Below are 19,407 nucleotides of genomic sequence, written 5' to 3' on the forward strand. Positions count from 1 at the left end.
ACCCGACAGAATCGAAAGGGGAATGAATGATGAAAAAATTGACAGATTTACTGGAGCATGTGGAGTATAAATGCCTCCAGGGTACCACAGATAAAGAAATTACCGGCGTGGTCTACGATTCCAGAAAAGCAGAGCCGGGGTGTCTGTTTTTATGTATCAAGGGTGCAGTTTCTGACGGACACAGCTATGCAGCTTCTGTTGCAGAGAAAGGCGCCGCAGTGCTGGTAGTTCAGGATCCGGTAGACGTACCAAAAGAGGTAACCGTGCTGCAGGTAAAAGACAGCCGTTACGCCATGGCATGTATTGCGGCAGCCTGGTTTGACTATCCGGCAAAGAAGCTGAAAACCATAGGAATTACAGGGACAAAGGGAAAGACGACTACCACTTACCTTGTGAAATCCATTCTGGAAAATGCAGGACACAAAACAGGACTTATTGGAACTATTGAAACCATTATCGGAGATATCAGGATTCCATCTGCCAATACCACACCGGAATCCTATCTGGTGCAGGAATATTTTGCAAAAATGGCAGAAGCGGGCTGCGACAGTGTAGTTATGGAGGTTTCTTCTCAGGGTCTGATGCTCCACCGCACCGCAGGCTTTGTCTTTGATATTGGTATTTTTACAAACATTGAGCCAGACCATATCGGTCCCAATGAGCATAAGGATTTTGCAGACTATCTGCACTGCAAATCTCTTTTGTTTAAACAGTGCAAAGTGGGCATTTTTAATGGCGATGACCCCCATGTAGAGGAAGTTTTAGAGGGACATACCTGTGAGGTGGAAACCTTCGGCTTTTCCCAAAATGCAGATTTGCGGGCAGAAAACACCAGACTGGTGACAGGAAAGGGAACCCTTGGCATTGCCTATGACTTAAAAGGGCTTCTGGACTTCCCCGTGGAAATTGATTTGCCGGGTAAATTCAGCGTATACAATTCTCTGACTGCCATTGCGGTATGCCGTCACTTTGGTGTTTCAAAAGAAGATATTCAGAAGGCGCTGAAGGCTGCAAAGGTAAAAGGCAGAATTGAAATGGTAAAGGTATCAGAGGATTTCACCCTGATGATTGACTACGCGCACAATGCCATGAGCCTGGAAAGTCTTCTGGTGACTTTAAAGGAATACAAACCAAACCGTCTGGTATGTCTTTTTGGCTGCGGCGGAAACCGTTCAAAATTACGCAGATACGAAATGGGAGAGGTTTCCGGCAAGCTGGCAGATTTAACCATTATTACCTCAGACAATCCAAGGGACGAAGAGCCTCAGGAAATCATCAATGATATCAAAGTGGGTATTGGTAAAACAGAAGGACAGTATGTGGAAATCATTGACCGCAAGGAAGCCATTGCTTATGCCATTCATCACGGACAGCCGGGGGACATTGTGGTTCTGGCAGGAAAGGGGCATGAGGACTATCAGGAAATCAAAGGGAAGAAATATCCCATGGACGAGCGTGTATTGATTCAGGAAATTCTGGAAGAAGATAAAAAGAATTCATGAGCAGAGTTTATGCAGATGTTATTGTAGATATTTCACAGGAAAAACTGGATAAAACCTTTCAGTATGAAGTGCCGGAGGCTTTGCAGAAGCAGGCAGAGATTGGCAAACAGGTGCGGATTTCTTTTGGAAACGGGAAGCGGGAACTAACTGGATATATTGTAGGGCTTTCCGGGGAGGCAAAAATTGCTCCGGAGAGAATTAAGCCCATTCTGAAAGTGGAGGAAAAGGGCATGGAAATTGAATCCCGTCTGATTTCCCTTGCCGCCTGGATTGCCAGAGAATATGGTTCCACCATGAACCAGGCGTTAAAGACTGTCCTTCCCGTAAAAGCGAAGGAAAGGACAAAGGAGAAACGGTATCTCTGTCTGCGGGAAAAAGAAGAAACCTGTGCAGAGCTTTTAGAGGAATACAAAAGAAAGCATTATAAGGCAAAGGAACGGCTTTTGCAGGCGCTGCTGGAAAACGAAACACTGGAATACAGCGATGTTACGGGAAGATTGAAAATCACGGCTTCGGTTATCCGCAGCTTCCGGGAACAGGGGTTGGTACAGGTGATAAGGGAGCGGGATTATCGAAATCCGGTTGCCAAAAGAGGAGAAGTTCAGGAGGTGTCGCCTTTAAAACTGACGCCTTTGCAGGAACAGGTCTGTGAGGAGATTTTTCAGGAATGGGAAACTCCAAATCCCCGCCCCTGTCTGATTAAAGGAGTGACAGGAAGTGGGAAAACAGAGGTTTATATGAAGCTGATTTCCCATGTGTTAGAGCAGGGGCAGCAGGTGATTGTACTGATTCCGGAAATTGCATTGACCTACCAGAACGTATCCCGGTTTTATCGGCGTTTTGGAAACTGTGTGGCTCTTATTAATTCCCGTCTTTCCAAAGGAGAGCGCTTTGACCAGCTGGAACAGGCAAAAAAGGGAGAGGTTTCCATTGTCATCGGTCCCCGTTCCGCATTATTTACCCCTTTTCCCAACCTGGGACTGATTCTCATAGACGAGGAACATGAAGATTCTTATAAAAGCGAAAAGACGCCCTGTTATCATGCCAGAGAAACGGCAATCTGCCGGGGAGAAATGGAAGGCGCCAGGGTGGTGCTTGGCTCCGCTTCTCCCAGTGTGGAAAGCTATTATAAGGGGAAAACAGGGGAATACAGACTGTTGTATCTGGAAGAGAGATATGGAGCAAGTCAGCTTCCTGAGGTTTCTGTGGTGGATTTAAAGGAAGAGTTAAAAACAGGCAATCGTTCGGTCTTCAGCAGTCTGCTCACAGAGAAAATCCGGGAACGGCTGATGAAAAAAGAGCAGGTGATGCTGTTTTTAAACAGGAGAGGTTATACCGGGTTTGTGAGTTGCCGCTCCTGCGGTCATGTGATGAAATGCCCCCACTGTGATGTTTCCTTAACCTCCCACAGAAACGGGAAGCTCATCTGCCACTATTGCGGCTATGAAACCCGTGACGTAAAGCGTTGTCCCATATGCGGCTCGCCCTATATCGGCGGGTTTAAGGCAGGGACACAGCAGATAGAAGCTTTGGTGCAGAAAAGTTTTCCGGGCGCAAGAGTGCTTCGCATGGACGCGGATACCACAAAAAGAAAGGACGACCATGAGCGGATTCTGGCTGCTTTTGCAAAGGGAGAGGCAGATATTTTAATCGGGACCCAGATGATTGTAAAGGGACACGATTTTCCAAATGTCACCTTAGTGGGGGTTTTGGCAGCGGATTTGTCCCTGTGCAGCGAGGATTACCGGGCAGCGGAAAAGACCTTTCAGCTTCTTTTGCAGGCAGTGGGAAGAGCCGGGAGAGGAAATCGGCCGGGGGAGGCTGTGATTCAGACCTATCACCCGGAGCATTACAGCATTCAGGCGGCAAAGAGCCAGAATTATGAAGAATTTTATGAAAAGGAAATTCAGTACCGCATGCTTATGGAATATCCCCCGGCAGCGGCTATGGCTGCCATAAGAGGGGCATGTGAAAACGAGGAACTGTTAAAAGAGGCCATGTCCTATTGCAGGAAATATCTGGAACGGATTTATCCGAAGGAAGACTTGATTCTCATCGGCCCTGCCCCGGAAACTGTGGCAAAGGTACAGGATTCCTATAAAATGGTGCTTTATATGCGTCATAAAAGCCGACCGGCTTTAGTCAGGTTAAAAGACGCTCTGGAGCGGTATATTGCGGTAAATAAAGGCTTTCAGAGCATTTATATACAATTTGATTTTAATGTTTAAGAAATTCAAAGGAGAACAGAAATGGCAATCAGAAAAATCAGAACACAAGGCGACAGTATTTTAACAAAAGAATGCAGAAAAGTAGACAAAATGACACCGAAAATCAGGGAACTTATTGACGATATGTTTGATACCATGTACGAGGCTTACGGTGTGGGTCTGGCAGCGCCCCAGGTAGGAATTCTAAAGCAGATTGTAGTCATTGATACCACAGGGGAAGACCCCCTTGTGCTGATTAATCCGGAAATCCTGGAAACTTCAGGTTCCCAGACAGGAGATGAGGGCTGTTTAAGCGTTCCGGGAATGTCCGGCACTGTGACACGCCCTAATGTAGTAAAGGTAAAAGCCCTGGACGAAAACATGGAGGAATATATTCTGGAAGGGGAGGAACTTCTGGCAAGAGCCATCTGCCATGAAACAGACCACCTTCACGGAAGACTGTATACAGAACTGGTAGAGGGCGAGCTTCGCCGCACAAGTTATGAGGAGGACGACGAATGAGAGTAGTTTTCATGGGAACTCCGGATTTTGCAGTGGGAACTCTGGAGGAAATCGTAAAAGCCGGACACGAGGTAGTCGGCGTGGTGACACAGCCGGATAAGCCAAAGGGCAGAGGCAAAACCCTGATGCCTACACCGGTAAAAGAGGCAGCATTAAAATATGAGATTCCCGTTTTTCAGCCAAAAAAGGTGCGGGAAGCAGAGTTTGTGGAAACCTTAAAAGAACTTGCGCCGGAAGTTATTGTAGTAGCTGCTTTTGGGCAGATTATCACAAAGGAAATCCTGGAAATGCCAAAATACGGCTGCATCAATGTCCATGCCTCCCTTTTGCCTGCCTACAGAGGGGCAGCGCCCATTCAGTGGGCGGTTATCAATGGAGATAAGGAATCCGGCGTAACCATTATGCAGATGGACGAGGGATTGGATACCGGAGATATGATTGAAAAAGTAGTGGTTCCCCTTGAAAAAGACGAAACAGGCGGCAGTCTTTTTGACAAATTAAGCATGGCAGGAGCAAAGCTCTGTGTAGAGGTTTTACAGAAGCTGGAGGACGGCACTGCAGTGAGAGAAAAACAGCCCAAGGAGAGCACTACTCCCTATGCATCTATGATTGACAAGAAAATGGGAAATATTGACTGGACAAAGTCTGCAAAGGAAATCGAACAGTTAATCCGTGGTCTGAATCCATGGCCCAGTGCTTACACAAAGCTGCAGGGAAAAACGCTGAAAATCTGGAGCGCCCAGGTAAGAGGGGAAACTTCCGAGAAACAGCCGGGGCAGCTTGTGAAAGTGGAAAAGGACGCCCTTCTTGTACAGACTGGAAACGGTATTCTGGCTGTAAAGGAGCTGCAGCTTGAGGGTAGAAAGCGTATGGATACCTCTTCCTTTTTGCGGGGCTTTGAGGTTTTGGAAGACGAGGTTTTAGGATAAAATATGGTAAATAAAGTAAACTTAAGAGAACTGATTCTGGGAATTCTCCTGGAAATCAGTAAAGGGGACAGACACAGCCATCTGGTTATCCGCAGTACCCTGGAAAAGTACCAGTATCTGGAAAAGCAGGAGCGGGCTTTTATTACCAGAGTTTGCGAGGGAACACTGGAATATCGTCTGCGTCTGGACTATATTTTAAATCAGTATTCCACAGTTCCCACGGGAAAGATGAAGCCGGTTATCCGGGAATTGCTACGAAGCAGCGTGTACCAGATGCTGTACATGGACAGCGTACCGGACAGCGCGGTGTGCAACGAGGCAGTGAAGCTGGCAAGAAAGAAAGGCTTCTATAATCTCACCGGATTTGTAAACGGTGTGTTGAGAAAGGTTGCCAGAGAATACGGCAGTATCCGTTTTCCGCAAAAGAGCCAGCCCGTGGAATATCTGTCTGTGATGTATTCCATGCCGGTGTGGCTGGTGGAGCGGTTTCTGGCAGAATACGGTTTTGAGAAAACAGAGAAAATGCTGGAAGCTTTTTTAGAGGAAAGTCCCACTACCATTCGGATTCGGGAGCATCTGGTGGAGAAGCAGGCTGTACTGGAAAGCCTGGAAAAGCAAAAAGTAACCGTGGAGAAGGCGCCCTATGTAGAGAATGCCTATTATCTGAAAAATTACGACTATCTTCCGGCTCTGGAGGCCTTCCGCATGGGAAGCATTCAGGTACAGGACGTCAGTTCTATGCTGGTGGCAGAGGTGGCAGACCCCAGAGAAGGGGATTATGTCATAGACCTGTGTGCAGCGCCCGGGGGAAAGAGTTTATGTATTGCAGATAAATTAAAAGGAACCGGACGGGTAGACGCCAGAGATATCAGCAGGACGAAGACGGATTTGATTCGGGAAAATGCCATTCGCCAGAATTTTCTCAATGTGGTGGTGACAGAAAAGGACGCTACAGAGCTGGATTATGAGGCTTTGGAAAAGGCAGATATTCTGCTGGCAGACGTGCCCTGCTCCGGGCTGGGCGTGATTGGACGAAAGACGGATATTAAGTACAACATCAGTCAGGCAGGAATTCAGGAACTGGCAGCTTTGCAGCGGAAAATTCTGGAGCAGGCATCTACCTATGTGAAGCCGGGAGGCACTCTGATTTACAGCACCTGTACCATTACAAAAGAAGAGAATCTGGACAATGTACAGTGGTTTATTGAAAATTATCCCTATGAACTGGAGAGTCTGGACCCTTATCTTTGTGAGGAATTGCGAGGAGAAACGACGAAAAAAGGATATCTGCAGCTTCTTCCGGGAGTACACCGCTGCGACGGTTTCTTTCTTGCCAGATTAAAGAGGAAAACAGAATGGAACAGATAGAAATTAAATCACAAAATTTAAAGGAACTGAAGGAAACCGTAGCAGTCCTTGGAGAAAAGCCCTTCCGGGCAAAACAGCTCTACGAATGGCTGCATCAGAAGCTGGCAGTGAGCTTTGACGAAATGACAAACCTATCCAAAGCTTTCCGGGAAAAGCTGAAAGAAACGTGTGTGCTGACCGCACTGGAGCCTTTGGAGGTACAGACTTCAAAGCTGGATGGCACCCAGAAATATCTCTTTGCCCTGTCTGACGGCAATGTGGTGGAAAGCGTATTAATGAAATATAAACACGGAAACAGCGTGTGTATTTCTTCTCAGGTGGGCTGTAAAATGGGCTGCAGATTCTGCGCCTCCACCATTGGCGGCTGGACCAGGAATCTGCTGCCTTCGGAAATGCTGGATCAGATTTACCGGATACAGCAGCTTTCCGGGGAGCGGGTTTCCAATGTAGTGGTTATGGGAACCGGGGAACCTTTGGATAATTATGACAATCTTTTGAAATTTATCCGTATGCTGTCTGATGAAAACGGGCTGCACATCAGCCAGAGAAATATTACGGTGTCCACCTGCGGCATTGTTCCCCGTATGTATGATCTGGCAGAGGAAAATCTCCAGATTACCCTTGCCATTTCTCTCCATGCCTCCAATCAGGAAAAGAGGGCAGAGCTGATGCCCATTGCCAACAAGTATTCTATTACCGAGGTGCTGGACGCCTGCAGAAATTATTTTGAGAAAACAGGAAGAAGACTTACCTTTGAGTACAGTCTGGTAGGGGGGAAAAACGATTCCCAGGAGGACGCAAAAGAACTTGCAGAGCTGATTCGGGGACTGAACTGTCATGTAAATCTCATTCCCGTAAATCCCATAAAGGAGCGGGATTTTGTACAGTCCGAGAAAAAAGTTATAGAGAATTTTCAAAATAAACTTGAAAAATACCAAATAAATGTTACTATTAGAAGGGAAATGGGCAGAGATATTGACGGTGCCTGTGGACAACTAAGGAAAAGTTATATCGATAAGAAAGAGGACTCGTAAGATGAAATCATATTCTGTAACTGATGTGGGACAGAAGCGTCAGGTGAATCAGGACTATGTATTTGCTTCTGAGGAACCGGTGGGGAATCTGCCGAATCTCTTCGTTGTTGCAGACGGTATGGGCGGTCATAAAGCAGGGGATTTTGCTTCCAGCTATGCGGTGCAGATTCTGCTGCATACGATTTTGGAGGACGAAAATCAAAATCCCATTAAGATTATCCGCAATGCTGTGGAAGAGGCAAATCGGAAAGTTCTCGAAGAAGCGAAGAAGCATAAAGAAATGGAAGGCATGGGGACTACTATGGTACTCGTGACCGTCATTGATGACTATGCCTATGTAGCAAATGTGGGAGATAGCAGACTATATTTAATCGAAGATCAGATTCTTCAGATTACAAAAGACCATTCTCTGGTAGAAGAGATGGTGAGAAGGGGATTAATTACAAGGGAGGAAGCCAAGACACACCCGGATAAAAATATTATTACCCGTGTGCTGGGCATTGGTTCGGAAATCGAAGTGGATTTCTTTGATATTCACTTAAAGGAGAACAGCACACTGCTGCTTTGCTCTGACGGACTGTCCAACATGGTTTCTGATGAGGATATCTGGAGAATTGCAAATACAAGCAGGGATTTGAGAGAAACAGGCATGCGTCTGGTTTCCCTGGCAAATGAAAACGGTGGTAAAGATAATATAGCAGTGGTACTGGTACAGCCAGACACAAAAGAGGTGGAAGTATGTTAAATGTGGGAGTAATCGTAGGCGAACGGTATGAGATTGTCGGACGTGTAGGTTCCGGCGGTATGGCTGATGTATATAAGGCAAAAGACCATAAGCTCAATCGTTTTGTAGCCATGAAGGTGCTGAAGCCGGAGTTCAGCGCAGATACAAATTTTATCCGGAAATTTCAAAGAGAAGCCCAGGCGGCAGCAGGTCTGGCACACCCCAATGTAGTAAATGTGTTTGATGTAGGGGAGGACCAGGGCATTAATTACATTGTGATGGAGCTGATTGAGGGGATTACCTTAAAAGAGTATATTTCCAAAAAGGGAAGACTGACCGTAAAGGAAGCCACCAGCATTGCCATTCAGGTTTCCATGGGGCTTGAGGCAGCCCATAACCGTAACATTGTACACCGGGATATCAAGCCTCAGAACATTATTATTTCAACAGACGGAAAGGTAAAGGTTACAGACTTCGGTATTGCCAGAGTTGCGTCTTCCAATACCATCAGCACCAATGCCATGGGTTCTGTGCATTACAGCTCACCGGAGCAGGTGCGCGGCGGATACAGTGACTTTAAGAGTGATATCTACTCTTTGGGTATTACCATGTATGAAATGGTAACCGGAAGAGTGCCTTTTGACGGAGATACAACGGTTGCCATTGCAATCAAGCATTTACAGGACGAAATGGTAGCGCCGTCCCAGTATGTACCGGAGCTTCCTCACAGTCTGGAGGAAATCATCTTAAAATGTACACAGAAGAGTCCGGACAGACGTTACAGCACACTGGCAGAATTAATCAATGACTTAAAGCATTCCCTCATTGATCCAAACGGCAGCTTTGTGAATCTTTCTCCTCTGAGCAATCATGCACAGACCATTATGATTACTCCGGAGGAAATGAAGCAGATTCAGAACGGAGCATACAGCGCTTCTTCCAGATATGAGGAGGAAGATGATGATGACGATGAGGACGAGGACGAAGAGATTTACGAAAAGCCTTCCAGAAAACATCGTCGAAAAGATGAGGACGAGGACGATGAGGAAGACGACGATGATGATGACGAGAGAGGCGGAGTGAATACAAAGCTGGAAAAAGCCATGACTATCGGCGGTCTGATTATTGGCGGCGTGATTATCTGCATTCTGATTTATATGGTAGCTTCTGCAGCAGGACTGGTGAAGTTCGGCGGTAAGGATAAAGAAGATAAGAAGCCTCAGGTACAGCAGGAGCAGCAGACAGACGAAGCAGCAAATAAGGTAGCTGTTCCGGATTTGACGGGAAAGAGCGAAGAGCAGGCAGGCACAGAGCTGCAGGCTTTGAACCTGGGTAAGAAAAAGGGCGGAGAAGAAGCGTCTGATGCCGTAGCGGAAGGTATGATTACCAGAACCGAACCGGCAGCAGGCACACAGGTAGACAAAAATACAACAGTTGTATATTACATCAGCACCGGAAAGGCTCAGGAGGAAGATACCAATGTGACCATTCCTTCCGGTCTGGTGGGTCAGTCTTTAAGCCATGTACAGTCCACACTTCAGGATTTGGGATTGAAAACCAATGTAGAAAAGCAACAGAGCTCCAGCGTGGAAGTAGGAGCTGTTATTTCTCTGAATCCGGGAGAAGGAACTTCTGTGGCAAAGGATACAGAGGTTGTGATAACGGTCAGCACAGGTGAAGGAAACGATATGGTATCCGTTGCCAATGTACGCGGAATTGATGCATCAGAGGCGGAGGCAACTCTGACAGCACAGGGCTTGATTGTAGAAATCGAAGAGGTTGACGGCGATGAGGTTGATGTAGCATACGGGGAAGTCTATGCACAGACACCAAAAGCAGGAAACCGTGTGGAAAAAGGAACCACGGTTACCATTAAGGTGCGAAAAGAAGGCGCCGGTTCCGATGCAGGTACAACGGCTGATGGAAACAAAGTAGAAGCCGGACAGTGGGCGGCGGTAGAGCCAAAGCTGAAAAAGCCGGACAATTACCAGGGCGGCAACGTACAGCTTCGTCTGGTACAGGACGATGGCGATGAAACCAGCGGAGGTACTGTGATTATGGAAGGCTCTCCCATTGATTTTGATTCCAATGGCGGCTATTATTCCGTAGGAAGTATTGTAGGAAAAGAGGGCATGGAAAGCGGAACTCTGTATCTGGCAGAGCAGCAGGAGAATGGAGAATACCAGACCTTGTGGTCTTATCCTCTGACCTTTACAGAAGTAGAATAAGAAAAACAGAGAATGCTCCTTCTGACAGGAACTTATGTCAAAAGGGGTATTCTTTTTTCTTGCCTTTAAATTTTAAAAAGTATATAATAGGTACAGTATGCAGATGATGTGGGAAAAATAAAAAGTTCTGAAAATATAAGGTAGGTTACATGCAGGGAAGAATTATAAAAGGAATTGCCGGATTTTATTATATTGCGGCAGAGGACACACAGATATATGAGTGCAAGGCAAAGGGGATTTTCCGAAAGGAAAAATTAAAGCCTCTGGTAGGAGATTATGTAGAGATTGAGGTTTTGGATCAGGAACACAGAACCGGAAATATTATAAATGTGCTGCCCAGGGAAAACATGCTGATTCGTCCGGCGGTGGCAAACATTGATCAGGCGTTGGTAATTTTTGCGGCAAAGGAGCCGAAACCGAATTTTTCGCTTCTGGATCGTTTTCTGGTAACCATGGAACGACAGGAAATACCAGTGCTTATCTGTATCAACAAGCAGGATTTGGCAGATAACGAGGAAGCGCAGAAGATCCGGGACTGCTATGAAGCCTGCGGATATCAGGTGCTGTTTACCAGCGCCAGCAAGGGAGAGGGCATAGAAGAGCTGAAACAGTGTCTGCAGAGGAAAACCACAACTGTGGCAGGCCCCTCCGGAGTGGGGAAATCCTCTCTTGCCAATCTTCTGGCGCCGGGCATTGACATGGAAACCGGAGAAATCAGCAAAAAACTGGGAAGGGGACGGCATACTACCAGACATTCTCAGCTCATAGAAATTTTCGGGGGCACTTATCTTATGGACACTCCGGGTTTTACTTCCTTTTATGTGGAAAATATGGAGAAGGAAGAACTGCGGTACTATTTCCCGGAATTCCAGAAATATGAGGGACAGTGCAGGTTTCAGGGCTGCACCCATACCCATGAGCCAGGATGCAGGGTAAAAGAGGCTTTGGAGCAGGGAAAAATCAACAAACAGCGATACGAAAATTATCTGGAAATGTATAAAGAACTGGAAGAAAAAAGGAGGTACTAGAAGGCGTGGAATACAAATTATCACCTTCGATTTTAGCTGCAGATTTTGCCAATTTGGGCGCAGATGTTCAAAAAGCATATGAGGCAGGAGCAGACTGGCTTCACATAGATGTCATGGATGGACAGTTTGTCCCGTCTATTTCCATGGGGATTCCGGTTATAGAGTCTTTGCGAAGGACTACAGACATGTTTTTTGATGTGCATATTATGGCGCTGGATCCCACTCCTCTGATTGAGGATTTTGTAAAGGCAGGAGCGAATTTGATTACCGTTCATGCAGAGGCATGCCCGAATTTGGACAGAACGCTGCGTCTTATCAGAGAAAAAGGCTGCAAGGCGGGAGTTGCCATCAATCCGGCTACGTCTGTCCAGGTATTGGAAAATGTGCTGGAAATCGTAGACATGGTGTTAATTATGACGGTTAATCCGGGATTTGGAGGACAGGCATATATTCCTTATTGTGCAAATAAGGTACGTCAGATACGGGAAATGGCAAAGGGAAGAAATCTGACTTTGGATATCCAGGTGGACGGTGGCATTAATAAGGATACGATTTCAGAGGTTCTGGAAGCAGGCGCTAATGTGATTGTAGCGGGATCCGCAGTGTTTAAAGGAGATATTGCAGCAAATGTCCAGGAACTGAAAGGAATGATGAAGGAATCATGAACACAGTTTTGATATGTGGCGGCTGTCTGGATCGGACGTATGCCTTAGAGTAATCCGGACAACAGCCCCGGATTGCGTTATAGGGATTGACAGAGGGCTGAATTTCTGTTATGAAAATCAGGTGAAACCGGATTATATTCTGGGAGATTTCGACAGCATTGATAAAGAAGCGCTTCAGTATTATGAGAGCCAGCCGGATACGAAGATTCGGAGGTATCAGCCGGAAAAAGACGCTACAGACACTGCTATAGGAATGGAACTGGCGTTAAAACTGGGGAGCGACCGGATTTTTCTTTTGGGTGCAACCGGAGGAAGGCTGGACCATTACATGGGGAATCTGAAATCTCTTATAACGGCTGCCAAGCATGGCTGCCAGGCATGGATTCTGGATAAACAAAATGCGATTACCCTGCTGGACAAGCCCACAGAACTTTGTAAAAAAGAGCAGTTTGGAAACTATGTTTCCTTTTTCTCCATGGGAGATTGCGTAAAGGGCTTGACCCTTCGCGGGTTTAAATATCCGTTGACAGAATACACCATGGAAAATGAAGACGGCATTGGTGTTAGCAATGAAATTGTGGACGAAACTGCGACGGTGAGCTTTCGGGAAGGGCTGGTGCTCATGATTTTGTCCAGGGACAAGGCGTAAAAAGGGTGTAATAAAATATAGAGAAAGGCAGAAACCCGCATAAATAAAGGGTTTCTGAACAGGTAAAGATAAAAATGAAACTAGGTATCGTTATTATTCGCCTGATTTCATGTATGTCCGTATAAGTCGTTAAAAGCCTTTAAATGCTGATAGCTAGAGCATTTAGCGGATTTGGGACTCGGATATAACTCCATATAAATTCATATAAGTTTTTGAAAAATGGCCCACTTTGTGGCCCACTTGTCTTGGAAAGATTTTTATGAAAGTCCTAATACAGTAGAAATGATGGAAAGTTTTTAAGCGGAGAAAGGCATGATTCTAAATAAGTGATTGTTGTGGAAGTTAAGATTTCTATATGCAACAACACATATTCATAAGGTATGATTTAAGTAAAAAAATCCTCATGACCATGAGGAAAAAAGAAAGCAAAAAGTATTCTGTGATAAGGTATAAAGGCTTAAAGGAGAAATATCTCTTTTAGGCCTTTTTCGTAAGAATTGATTTGGATGAGAGTATGAAACTTTTTCTGTAAAATAATGTTTATAAGGTTCTTCTATGATACAATAAATATCATTAGGAGGGCCTTTTATTATGGCAAGACAAAAGAAACCTGTACATCGTGTACAAATGACAGAAGGAAAACGAAACATCATCCATCAGCTCCTGGAAGAGTACGATATCCAGTCTGCAGAAGACATTCAGGATGCGCTCAAGGATCTTTTAGGCGGCACCATTAAGGAAATGATGGAAGCTGAAATGGATGATCATCTTGGTTACGAAAAATCCGAACGCTCAGATAATGATGATTATCGCAATGGTTATAAGCGGAAACAGGTCAACAGCCGGTATGGCTCGATGGAAATCGAAGTGCCACAGGATCGCAAATCAACGTTTGAACCACAGGTTGTGAAAAAACGTCAGAAAGATATTTCCGATATTGATCAGAAGATCATTTCCATGTATGCCAAAGGAATGACTACCCGGCAGATTTCCGAAACCATCGAAGATATTTATGGCTTTGAAACTTCTGAAAGCTTTATTTCTGATGTGACTGATAAGATCCTGCCACAGATCGAAGACTGGCAGAACCGGCCACTGGACGAGGTCTATCCCATTCTCTACATTGATGCAATCCATTATTCTGTAAGGGATAATGGCGTGATCCGAAAGCTTGCTGCTTACGTGATTCTGGGAATCAACACGGAAGGAAAAAAAGAAGTTTTAACCATCAGTGTTGGCGATAACGAAAGCGCAAAATACTGGCTTTCCGTTATGAATGAACTGAAAAATCGTGGTGTCAAAGATGTATTAATCATCTGTGCCGATGGTTTAACCGGAATCAAAGAAGCGATCGCAGCAGCTTTTCCAAAGACGGAATACCAGCGCTGTATTGTACACCAGGTAAGAAACACGGCACTCTTTGAAGAACTCCTTAAAAAGTCAGTAAAATCAATACTTGGAAGGTATTTGTGTGGAAGAAATAACCCGAAAATAACCCATAGATTTTTGTGTGAGTGTTACAAGATAAATAATTATAATTTAGGGATGTGACATGATGAGAATGAAAGCTGTAAGAATTCTAATAGTGGAATCTTACAGCTTTTTTTATAAATAAATTTGAAAGTAAAATCTTTACAATTTGGTATAGCGTGTTTTAAATGTAAAAAAGCAGATAGTTCTTTACATATAGATGTAACAAAAGAGGCGTTTTTGTGAAGGTTGTTTATGAGGTGAGGTAAGAGTCTTTAGTGGGGGTAAAATCTTTACATGTAATATCCTGTGTTCAAAAGGTAGGATTTAAGCGAAAAAAGCATCGTGACCATGAGGAAATATAAAAGTAAAAAGTATTCTATGATAAAGTATAAAGGCTTAGAGGAGAATGTCTCTTCTAAGTTTTTTTAATAAGAAAGCAGTTTGGGCGTTTGCTTTTGAAGTTATAATAAGTGTAGTAAAACTTACACCAGATGGAACAGGATACCGTACTAAGATGATATTTGTTAAAGAGAAACTATTGATGGATAGAATGTCGGATATTCAGTTACGATTTTTCAATATAGGGTGAGAAAGTTTTTTTGATGAAGTGTAATAATATGTGGTTATATGCTTTGTAGAAAAATCCGTAGGAATTAAAATTTTTTGTTTTGTGGAAAGATTATAATTATGATATACTGAAAGAAAATGATAAATTAGAATTTGTGGAGGGGATATTTTGAGAACATACAAGGATAAAGAGGAATTAAAAGATGAGATAAATAAAAGCTTTGAAAAGTATATCTCTGAATTTGATAATATTCCTGAATCTTTAAAAGATAAGAGAATAATCGAAGTAGATAGAACTCCGGCAGAAAATCTTGCTTATCAAGTTGGATGGACGACATTAGTTTTGAAATGGGAAGATGATGAGAAACATGGAATTGAAGTGAAAACACCATCAGATATGTTTAAGTGGAATCAGTTAGGCGATTTATATCAATGGTTTACAGATACTTACTCACATTTTTCATTATCAGAATTGAAAGATAGATTAAAAGAAAATATTACATCTATCCATACAATGATTGACTCAATGAGTGAGGAAGAACTATTTCAACCACATATGAGAAAGTGGGCCGATGATGCTACAAAAGCAGCGGTATGGGAAGTTTACAAGTTCATTCACGTTAATACTGTTGCTCCTTTCGGAACTTTTAGAACTAAGATTAGAAAATGGAAAAAGATAGCACTGTAAATCCCAGCTTATTGAATTAAAAGAGTTAAGAAAATTTAAAATTATGAAAGTAAGTATTTTCTCTTGCTTCTATATTCATTGATTTAATGCAAAGAAAACTTGGGAAATAATTGACAAGTAAACTTGGTAGTGGTATATTATGAATGTAAATAAAACTTGGCATTTAAGAAAGGGGAATATCAATGAATAAGGAAGAAATTTTAGCTAGAAGTAAAAAAGAAAATATTTATGGAGATGAACGTGAAAAGAGTGTGCGTACAAAACGAGATGCTTTTTCTCTTTGGGGGCTTACTGTTTTAGGCATTATTATAATGTTCATTAAACTATTTTGTATGGAGTCTCCGGCAGATATAATTTCTATTTTGTTTTGTACATCAGGATTGGGATTTACCTATGAAGGGATTAAACTTAAGAAGAAATGGAGTATAATTTGCGGTGTTGTATTTTTACTATTGGCAGTTTACTTTTTTTATAAATTTTGTATGGGGTTATTCTAATGGATGATAAATTGGTATTAAAAAATAATTTAAAGCGTGCAAGAACAGAAAAAAAACTCTCGCAATCGGCATTAGCAGAAATGGTTGGGGTATCCCGAAATACAATTAGTTCTATTGAAACAGGACAATTTAATCCAACGGCGAAATTAGCATTGATTATATGTATAGCACTTGATAAAAAATTTGAGGAATTATTCTATTTTGATGAATAATAAAAAGTTGACTTTGCAGGAGGTATTATGATGAAGGATAAAAAAAATTATTTTGGAAATGGAATTTCAGTCGGGTTATGTTTAGGTGTAGTATTCGGAATTATTTTAGATAATCTTGCGTTAGGCATAGCAATTGGCATATGTCTTGGAAGTTCTGTTGGAACAATTGTTTATAAGAAAAAAACAAAAGATGAATAACAATTTCAGCTTGTCGAACCGAAAAACACTGTAATAACATGTGTAAAACAAAATGTAAAACACCCCACTGAGTAGGTAGGACTAAATACTCCTATGATTTCGATTTTGAAGTCATAGGGGTATTTTTTTGTGCAGAAAAATAAAAAATTTCCTTTTCCACCCTGTATTTTCCCCTCTGAGCCTTTCGTTATATGAGAGCAAAAAAATAAAATTCCTTTTTTATTTGTAAAAAGCCCTCTCTACGTTCTGATATATGAGGAACAAATTACATTTGCCTTAAAAGAATCGGGCCTGATTCAAGAACAAAGAAAAAACGAAAAGAGAAAGGAGAAACTACATGAACAAAACAATCTTAATGGGAAGACTGACAAAAGATCCGGAGGTGAAATATCTCCAGGATGAAAACAGTACTGCAATGGCAAGATACACGCTGGCAGTAGACAGGCGATATCGAAAGGATGGAAAGGCAGAAACAGATTTTATTTCTTGTGTTACCTTTGGGAAGAATGCTGAGTTTGTAGAAAAATATCTGCAAAAAGGGTTGAAGATTTTAGTAAGCGGACGGATCCAGACAGGAAGCTATGTGAATCAGGAGGGGAATAAAGTTTATACCATCAATGTGATCGTAGAAGAACATTATTTCGCAGAAGGGAAGAAACTGTCAGGATCAGAAAAGAAAGAAGATACCGATCCGGATGGATTTATGCATCTTCCAGATGGAGAAGAACTTCCGTTTGAGTAAGAATAACTCGGATGCTGAAAGCAGAAGAGCGCACTTATATACCTTAAAAGGTATGTGCGTCCTACGGAAGTAGCATCTTTCTGAAGGGGAATTCCGAAAGTGTTTGCGGATGATCCATCCGAAGAAGGGTTTCCCTTCCGGCAGAAATGCCTATCCCGTAACAGAGAAAATGGAAGAGTTGAAAAAGGAGGAAAAGAACGATATGGCGAAGAAGAAAACATTTCAGGAATATACGAAGGAAGCACTTTATGAGATTGAAAAAACAGAAGCTGCATTGAAACAGGCAAAGCTTGAGAAGGAACAGGCAGAGCATAGGATCCAGAGATCCTTGAACTATCTAGACACACAGAAAAAGAAAAAGCGAAAGGCACGAACCCATCTGTTGATCCAGAAGGGAGCAGCCATAGAAGCAATCTGTAAAGATACCAAATATCTGACAGAGGCGGAATTTTATCAGCTGATGGATGAACTTCTTCATGATCCCGCTTGTAAGTTTTGTGATGTCGTTCATGAAATGGTTCGTGGACGGGCGGAAACTGCAGAAGCGAAGGAACGAGAATTCGCAGAAGAGGAAGCACTATTAAAGGCGATGCAGCGAGGTGAACTGCCACAGGGAGATGAGTAAGATGGGATGTTATCACTTTCATCTAAATCAATTATCCAGAGGAAAAGGGCAGTCTGCCATTGCTAGTGCTGCTTACCGAGCCGGTACAAAACTGGAATGTACATATTATGGGGAAGTAAGTGATTATACGACAAAAGGCGGTGTGGTATTAGCGGAGATCCATCTTCCCAAACAGGCTCCGGAGAGATTCAAAGACAGGGAGACCCTTTGGAATGAGGTGGAATGGATTGAAGGAAACAAGAAAGCACAGCTGGCACACAGCTTTGATATTGCCTTGATGAATGAGTTTTCTATGGAAGAAAATATTGAGCTTGCAAGAAGATTTGTAGAAGAACAGTTAGTCGCAAGAGGGATGATCGCTGATCTGGCAATCCATGATCCGAAGAAGGCAAAGGATAAAATACCCAATCCCCATATGCACATCATGGTTCCCATCCGCCCTTTACAGGAAGATGGTACCTGGGGACAAAAACAAAAAAAGGTTCCAGTATTAACACCGGATGGACAGCCGGTTTTGAATCAGAAAGGACAACCGGTATTTCGGGCGGTACATACAACGGATTGGAGCAGGAAAGAAACCTTGGAAGAATTGAGAAGTGCCTGGGCGAGGATGTGTAATGAACTGTATGAAGAAAAAGGACTTACAGAAAGAGTCGATGCCAGATCTTATGAGGAACGGGGGATTGATAAGATCCCGATGGTGCATGAAGGACCGAACGTACAGGCAATGGAAGCAAGAGGAATTTCAACCGCATTGGGAAGTTTAAACCGACTCATCCGAGCCTTAAATGATATGAAAGAACGGGCAAAGAATCTTCTTCAATGGTCTTTGCTTCGACAAAGCCAGTTGATGGAACGGATGCTGTTCTTACATCAGCCAACTTTAGCAGATTATCTAAGAAACTATTATGACAAGAGAAATGCAGTTGCAGAATCTTACGCTTATGGAACACAAAAGGCGAAGAATACAAATCTGAAACAATTTGCAGAGACGATCCGCTTTCTGGAAGAGCAGGATGTGAGAACCCCGGAACAGCTGACAGAGAAAATCCAGGAATTCGATACTCAGCTGAAGGAAGTGAGCCAGAGGTTGAAAAAACAACTAGCTGCTTTACAAAGGGTCAATGTCAACCTTTATGCAATGAAAGAGTATTTTGAAACGAGACCTGTTTATCTGGAATTAAAGAACAAATATTTTGGCAGGGAAAAATTCAAAGAGGAACATAAGAAGGAACTTAACGGATATTATCGTTCGGAAAGGATCTTAAAAGAAAATCTGGATGCGAATGGAAAAATACCAGAAGGAAAATGGAAGCGAGAAGCAGATTGTTTATCGGAAGAGATTGCTGCTTTACGAAAAGAAGATAAACGGATCCATGCGATGCTACGAAAGTATGAGAAAGTCAAAAATGATGTGGAAGCTTTGATGGCAGAGGAAGGAGAAGGTGTCTCTCTTCCAGAAACAAACAAACGGGAGCAATCCACAGAAACAAAAGAAGCAGTGAGAACCATGAAACCAAAGAAGAAACATCATGGAATGGAATTATAG

At 43.2% G+C, this 19,407-nt stretch carries 18 protein-coding genes and 1 pseudogene; all 19 read left to right on the forward strand.

The genetic code is table 11. From position 1 onward, the window contains the following. The first annotated feature begins 26 nt into the window (after positions 1–26). The 19 genes and pseudogenes from DQQ01_RS04990 (at position 27) to mobQ (ending at position 19,407) form a co-directional block, all read left to right on the forward strand. Positions 27–1,502: a UDP-N-acetylmuramoyl-L-alanyl-D-glutamate--2,6-diaminopimelate ligase gene (locus DQQ01_RS04990; RefSeq protein ID WP_111918923.1), complete on the forward strand. Its 1,476-nt coding sequence runs from the start codon at positions 27–29 to the stop codon at positions 1,500–1,502. After that, positions 1,499–3,730, forward strand: a complete 2,232-nt coding sequence (gene priA, locus DQQ01_RS04995) for a replication restart helicase PriA (protein ID WP_111918925.1) — start codon at positions 1,499–1,501, stop codon at positions 3,728–3,730. Before DQQ01_RS04990 ends, priA begins: the two co-directional genes overlap by 4 nt. 21 nt (positions 3,731–3,751) lie before the next feature. After that, entirely contained in the window at positions 3,752–4,231 is a 480-nt protein-coding gene (gene def / locus DQQ01_RS05000; RefSeq protein WP_111918927.1) for a peptide deformylase, read from the forward strand. Further along, positions 4,228–5,160, forward strand: a complete 933-nt coding sequence (fmt, locus tag DQQ01_RS05005; protein WP_111918929.1) for a methionyl-tRNA formyltransferase — start codon at positions 4,228–4,230, stop codon at positions 5,158–5,160. Before def ends, fmt begins: the two co-directional genes overlap by 4 nt. A gap of 3 nt (positions 5,161–5,163) precedes the next feature. Then, positions 5,164–6,528, forward strand: coding sequence for a 16S rRNA (cytosine(967)-C(5))-methyltransferase RsmB (rsmB, locus tag DQQ01_RS05010; protein ID WP_111918931.1), 1,365 nt, complete (start codon positions 5,164–5,166; stop codon positions 6,526–6,528). Further along, complete coding sequence (rlmN, locus tag DQQ01_RS05015) at positions 6,516–7,562, forward strand: dual-specificity RNA methyltransferase RlmN (RefSeq protein WP_111918933.1); 1,047 nt, start codon at positions 6,516–6,518, stop codon at positions 7,560–7,562. Before rsmB ends, rlmN begins: the two co-directional genes overlap by 13 nt. 1 nt (position 7,563) lies before the next feature. Then, entirely contained in the window at positions 7,564–8,307 is a 744-nt protein-coding gene (locus tag DQQ01_RS05020; protein ID WP_111918935.1) for a Stp1/IreP family PP2C-type Ser/Thr phosphatase, read from the forward strand. After that, positions 8,301–10,514, forward strand: coding sequence for a Stk1 family PASTA domain-containing Ser/Thr kinase (gene pknB, locus DQQ01_RS05025; protein WP_111918937.1), 2,214 nt, complete (start codon positions 8,301–8,303; stop codon positions 10,512–10,514). The genes DQQ01_RS05020 and pknB overlap by 7 nt, the downstream gene beginning before the upstream one ends. A gap of 149 nt (positions 10,515–10,663) precedes the next feature. Then, positions 10,664–11,542, forward strand: coding sequence for a ribosome small subunit-dependent GTPase A (gene rsgA, locus DQQ01_RS05030; protein ID WP_111918939.1), 879 nt, complete (start codon positions 10,664–10,666; stop codon positions 11,540–11,542). Between the two features lie 5 nt (positions 11,543–11,547). Continuing rightward, on the forward strand, positions 11,548–12,207 hold the full coding sequence (rpe, locus tag DQQ01_RS05035) for a ribulose-phosphate 3-epimerase (protein ID WP_111918941.1): 660 nt from the start codon (positions 11,548–11,550) through the stop codon (positions 12,205–12,207). A 13-nt stretch (positions 12,208–12,220) separates the two neighbouring features. After that, entirely contained in the window at positions 12,221–12,856 is a 636-nt protein-coding gene (locus DQQ01_RS05040) for a thiamine diphosphokinase (protein WP_242980590.1), read from the forward strand. Between the two features lie 591 nt (positions 12,857–13,447). Continuing rightward, positions 13,448–14,269, forward strand: a pseudogene (locus DQQ01_RS05045) (IS256 family transposase); the annotation flags it as partial. Between the two features lie 796 nt (positions 14,270–15,065). Continuing rightward, on the forward strand, positions 15,066–15,584 hold the full coding sequence (locus DQQ01_RS05055; protein ID WP_111918943.1) for a ClbS/DfsB family four-helix bundle protein: 519 nt from the start codon (positions 15,066–15,068) through the stop codon (positions 15,582–15,584). 182 nt (positions 15,585–15,766) lie between these two features. Continuing rightward, a complete protein-coding gene (locus tag DQQ01_RS05060; RefSeq protein WP_111918945.1) occupies positions 15,767–16,081 on the forward strand; it encodes a DUF6442 family protein in 315 nt (104 codons plus the stop codon). Continuing rightward, the gene (locus DQQ01_RS05065) at positions 16,081–16,293 is read left to right on the forward strand and encodes a helix-turn-helix transcriptional regulator (RefSeq protein WP_111918947.1); all 213 of its coding nucleotides are present in this window, start codon (positions 16,081–16,083) and stop codon (positions 16,291–16,293) included. The genes DQQ01_RS05060 and DQQ01_RS05065 overlap by 1 nt, the downstream gene beginning before the upstream one ends. A gap of 27 nt (positions 16,294–16,320) precedes the next feature. Further along, entirely contained in the window at positions 16,321–16,491 is a 171-nt protein-coding gene (locus tag DQQ01_RS16015) for a glycine zipper domain-containing protein (protein ID WP_165854708.1), read from the forward strand. A 337-nt stretch (positions 16,492–16,828) separates the two neighbouring features. Beyond that, entirely contained in the window at positions 16,829–17,233 is a 405-nt protein-coding gene (locus DQQ01_RS05070; protein WP_003019276.1) for a single-stranded DNA-binding protein, read from the forward strand. A 202-nt stretch (positions 17,234–17,435) separates the two neighbouring features. Continuing rightward, entirely contained in the window at positions 17,436–17,858 is a 423-nt protein-coding gene (locus DQQ01_RS05075) for a DUF3847 domain-containing protein (RefSeq protein WP_111920827.1), read from the forward strand. 1 nt (position 17,859) lies between these two features. Then, entirely contained in the window at positions 17,860–19,407 is a 1,548-nt protein-coding gene (gene mobQ, locus DQQ01_RS05080) for a MobQ family relaxase (RefSeq protein WP_111918949.1), read from the forward strand.

This window comes from Blautia argi (assembly GCF_003287895.1).
GTDB classification, from domain to species: Bacteria; Bacillota; Clostridia; order Lachnospirales; family Lachnospiraceae; genus Blautia; species Blautia argi.

What these genes read in the sequence shown, in the direction of transcription:
- rsmB (WP_111918931.1), top strand. Translation starts at nt 5,164, where the DNA reads ATGGTAAATAAAGTAAACTTAAGAGAACTGATTCTGGGAATTCTCCTG.
- DQQ01_RS05070 (WP_003019276.1), top strand. Translation starts at nt 16,829, where the DNA reads ATGAACAAAACAATCTTAATGGGAAGACTGACAAAAGATCCGGAGGTG.
- DQQ01_RS05020 (WP_111918935.1), top strand. Translation starts at nt 7,564, where the DNA reads ATGAAATCATATTCTGTAACTGATGTGGGACAGAAGCGTCAGGTGAAT.
- priA (WP_111918925.1), top strand. Translation starts at nt 1,499, where the DNA reads ATGAGCAGAGTTTATGCAGATGTTATTGTAGATATTTCACAGGAAAAA.
- DQQ01_RS05065 (WP_111918947.1), top strand. Translation starts at nt 16,081, where the DNA reads ATGGATGATAAATTGGTATTAAAAAATAATTTAAAGCGTGCAAGAACA.
- rlmN (WP_111918933.1), top strand. Translation starts at nt 6,516, where the DNA reads ATGGAACAGATAGAAATTAAATCACAAAATTTAAAGGAACTGAAGGAA.
- mobQ (WP_111918949.1), top strand. Translation starts at nt 17,860, where the DNA reads ATGGGATGTTATCACTTTCATCTAAATCAATTATCCAGAGGAAAAGGG.
- rsgA (WP_111918939.1), top strand. Translation starts at nt 10,664, where the DNA reads ATGCAGGGAAGAATTATAAAAGGAATTGCCGGATTTTATTATATTGCG.
- DQQ01_RS16015 (WP_165854708.1), top strand. Translation starts at nt 16,321, where the DNA reads ATGATGAAGGATAAAAAAAATTATTTTGGAAATGGAATTTCAGTCGGG.
- DQQ01_RS05040 (WP_242980590.1), top strand. Translation starts at nt 12,221, where the DNA reads ATGTGGCGGCTGTCTGGATCGGACGTATGCCTTAGAGTAATCCGGACA.
- DQQ01_RS04990 (WP_111918923.1), top strand. Translation starts at nt 27, where the DNA reads ATGATGAAAAAATTGACAGATTTACTGGAGCATGTGGAGTATAAATGC.
- pknB (WP_111918937.1), top strand. Translation starts at nt 8,301, where the DNA reads ATGTTAAATGTGGGAGTAATCGTAGGCGAACGGTATGAGATTGTCGGA.
- DQQ01_RS05075 (WP_111920827.1), top strand. Translation starts at nt 17,436, where the DNA reads ATGGCGAAGAAGAAAACATTTCAGGAATATACGAAGGAAGCACTTTAT.
- DQQ01_RS05060 (WP_111918945.1), top strand. Translation starts at nt 15,767, where the DNA reads ATGAATAAGGAAGAAATTTTAGCTAGAAGTAAAAAAGAAAATATTTAT.
- fmt (WP_111918929.1), top strand. Translation starts at nt 4,228, where the DNA reads ATGAGAGTAGTTTTCATGGGAACTCCGGATTTTGCAGTGGGAACTCTG.
- def (WP_111918927.1), top strand. Translation starts at nt 3,752, where the DNA reads ATGGCAATCAGAAAAATCAGAACACAAGGCGACAGTATTTTAACAAAA.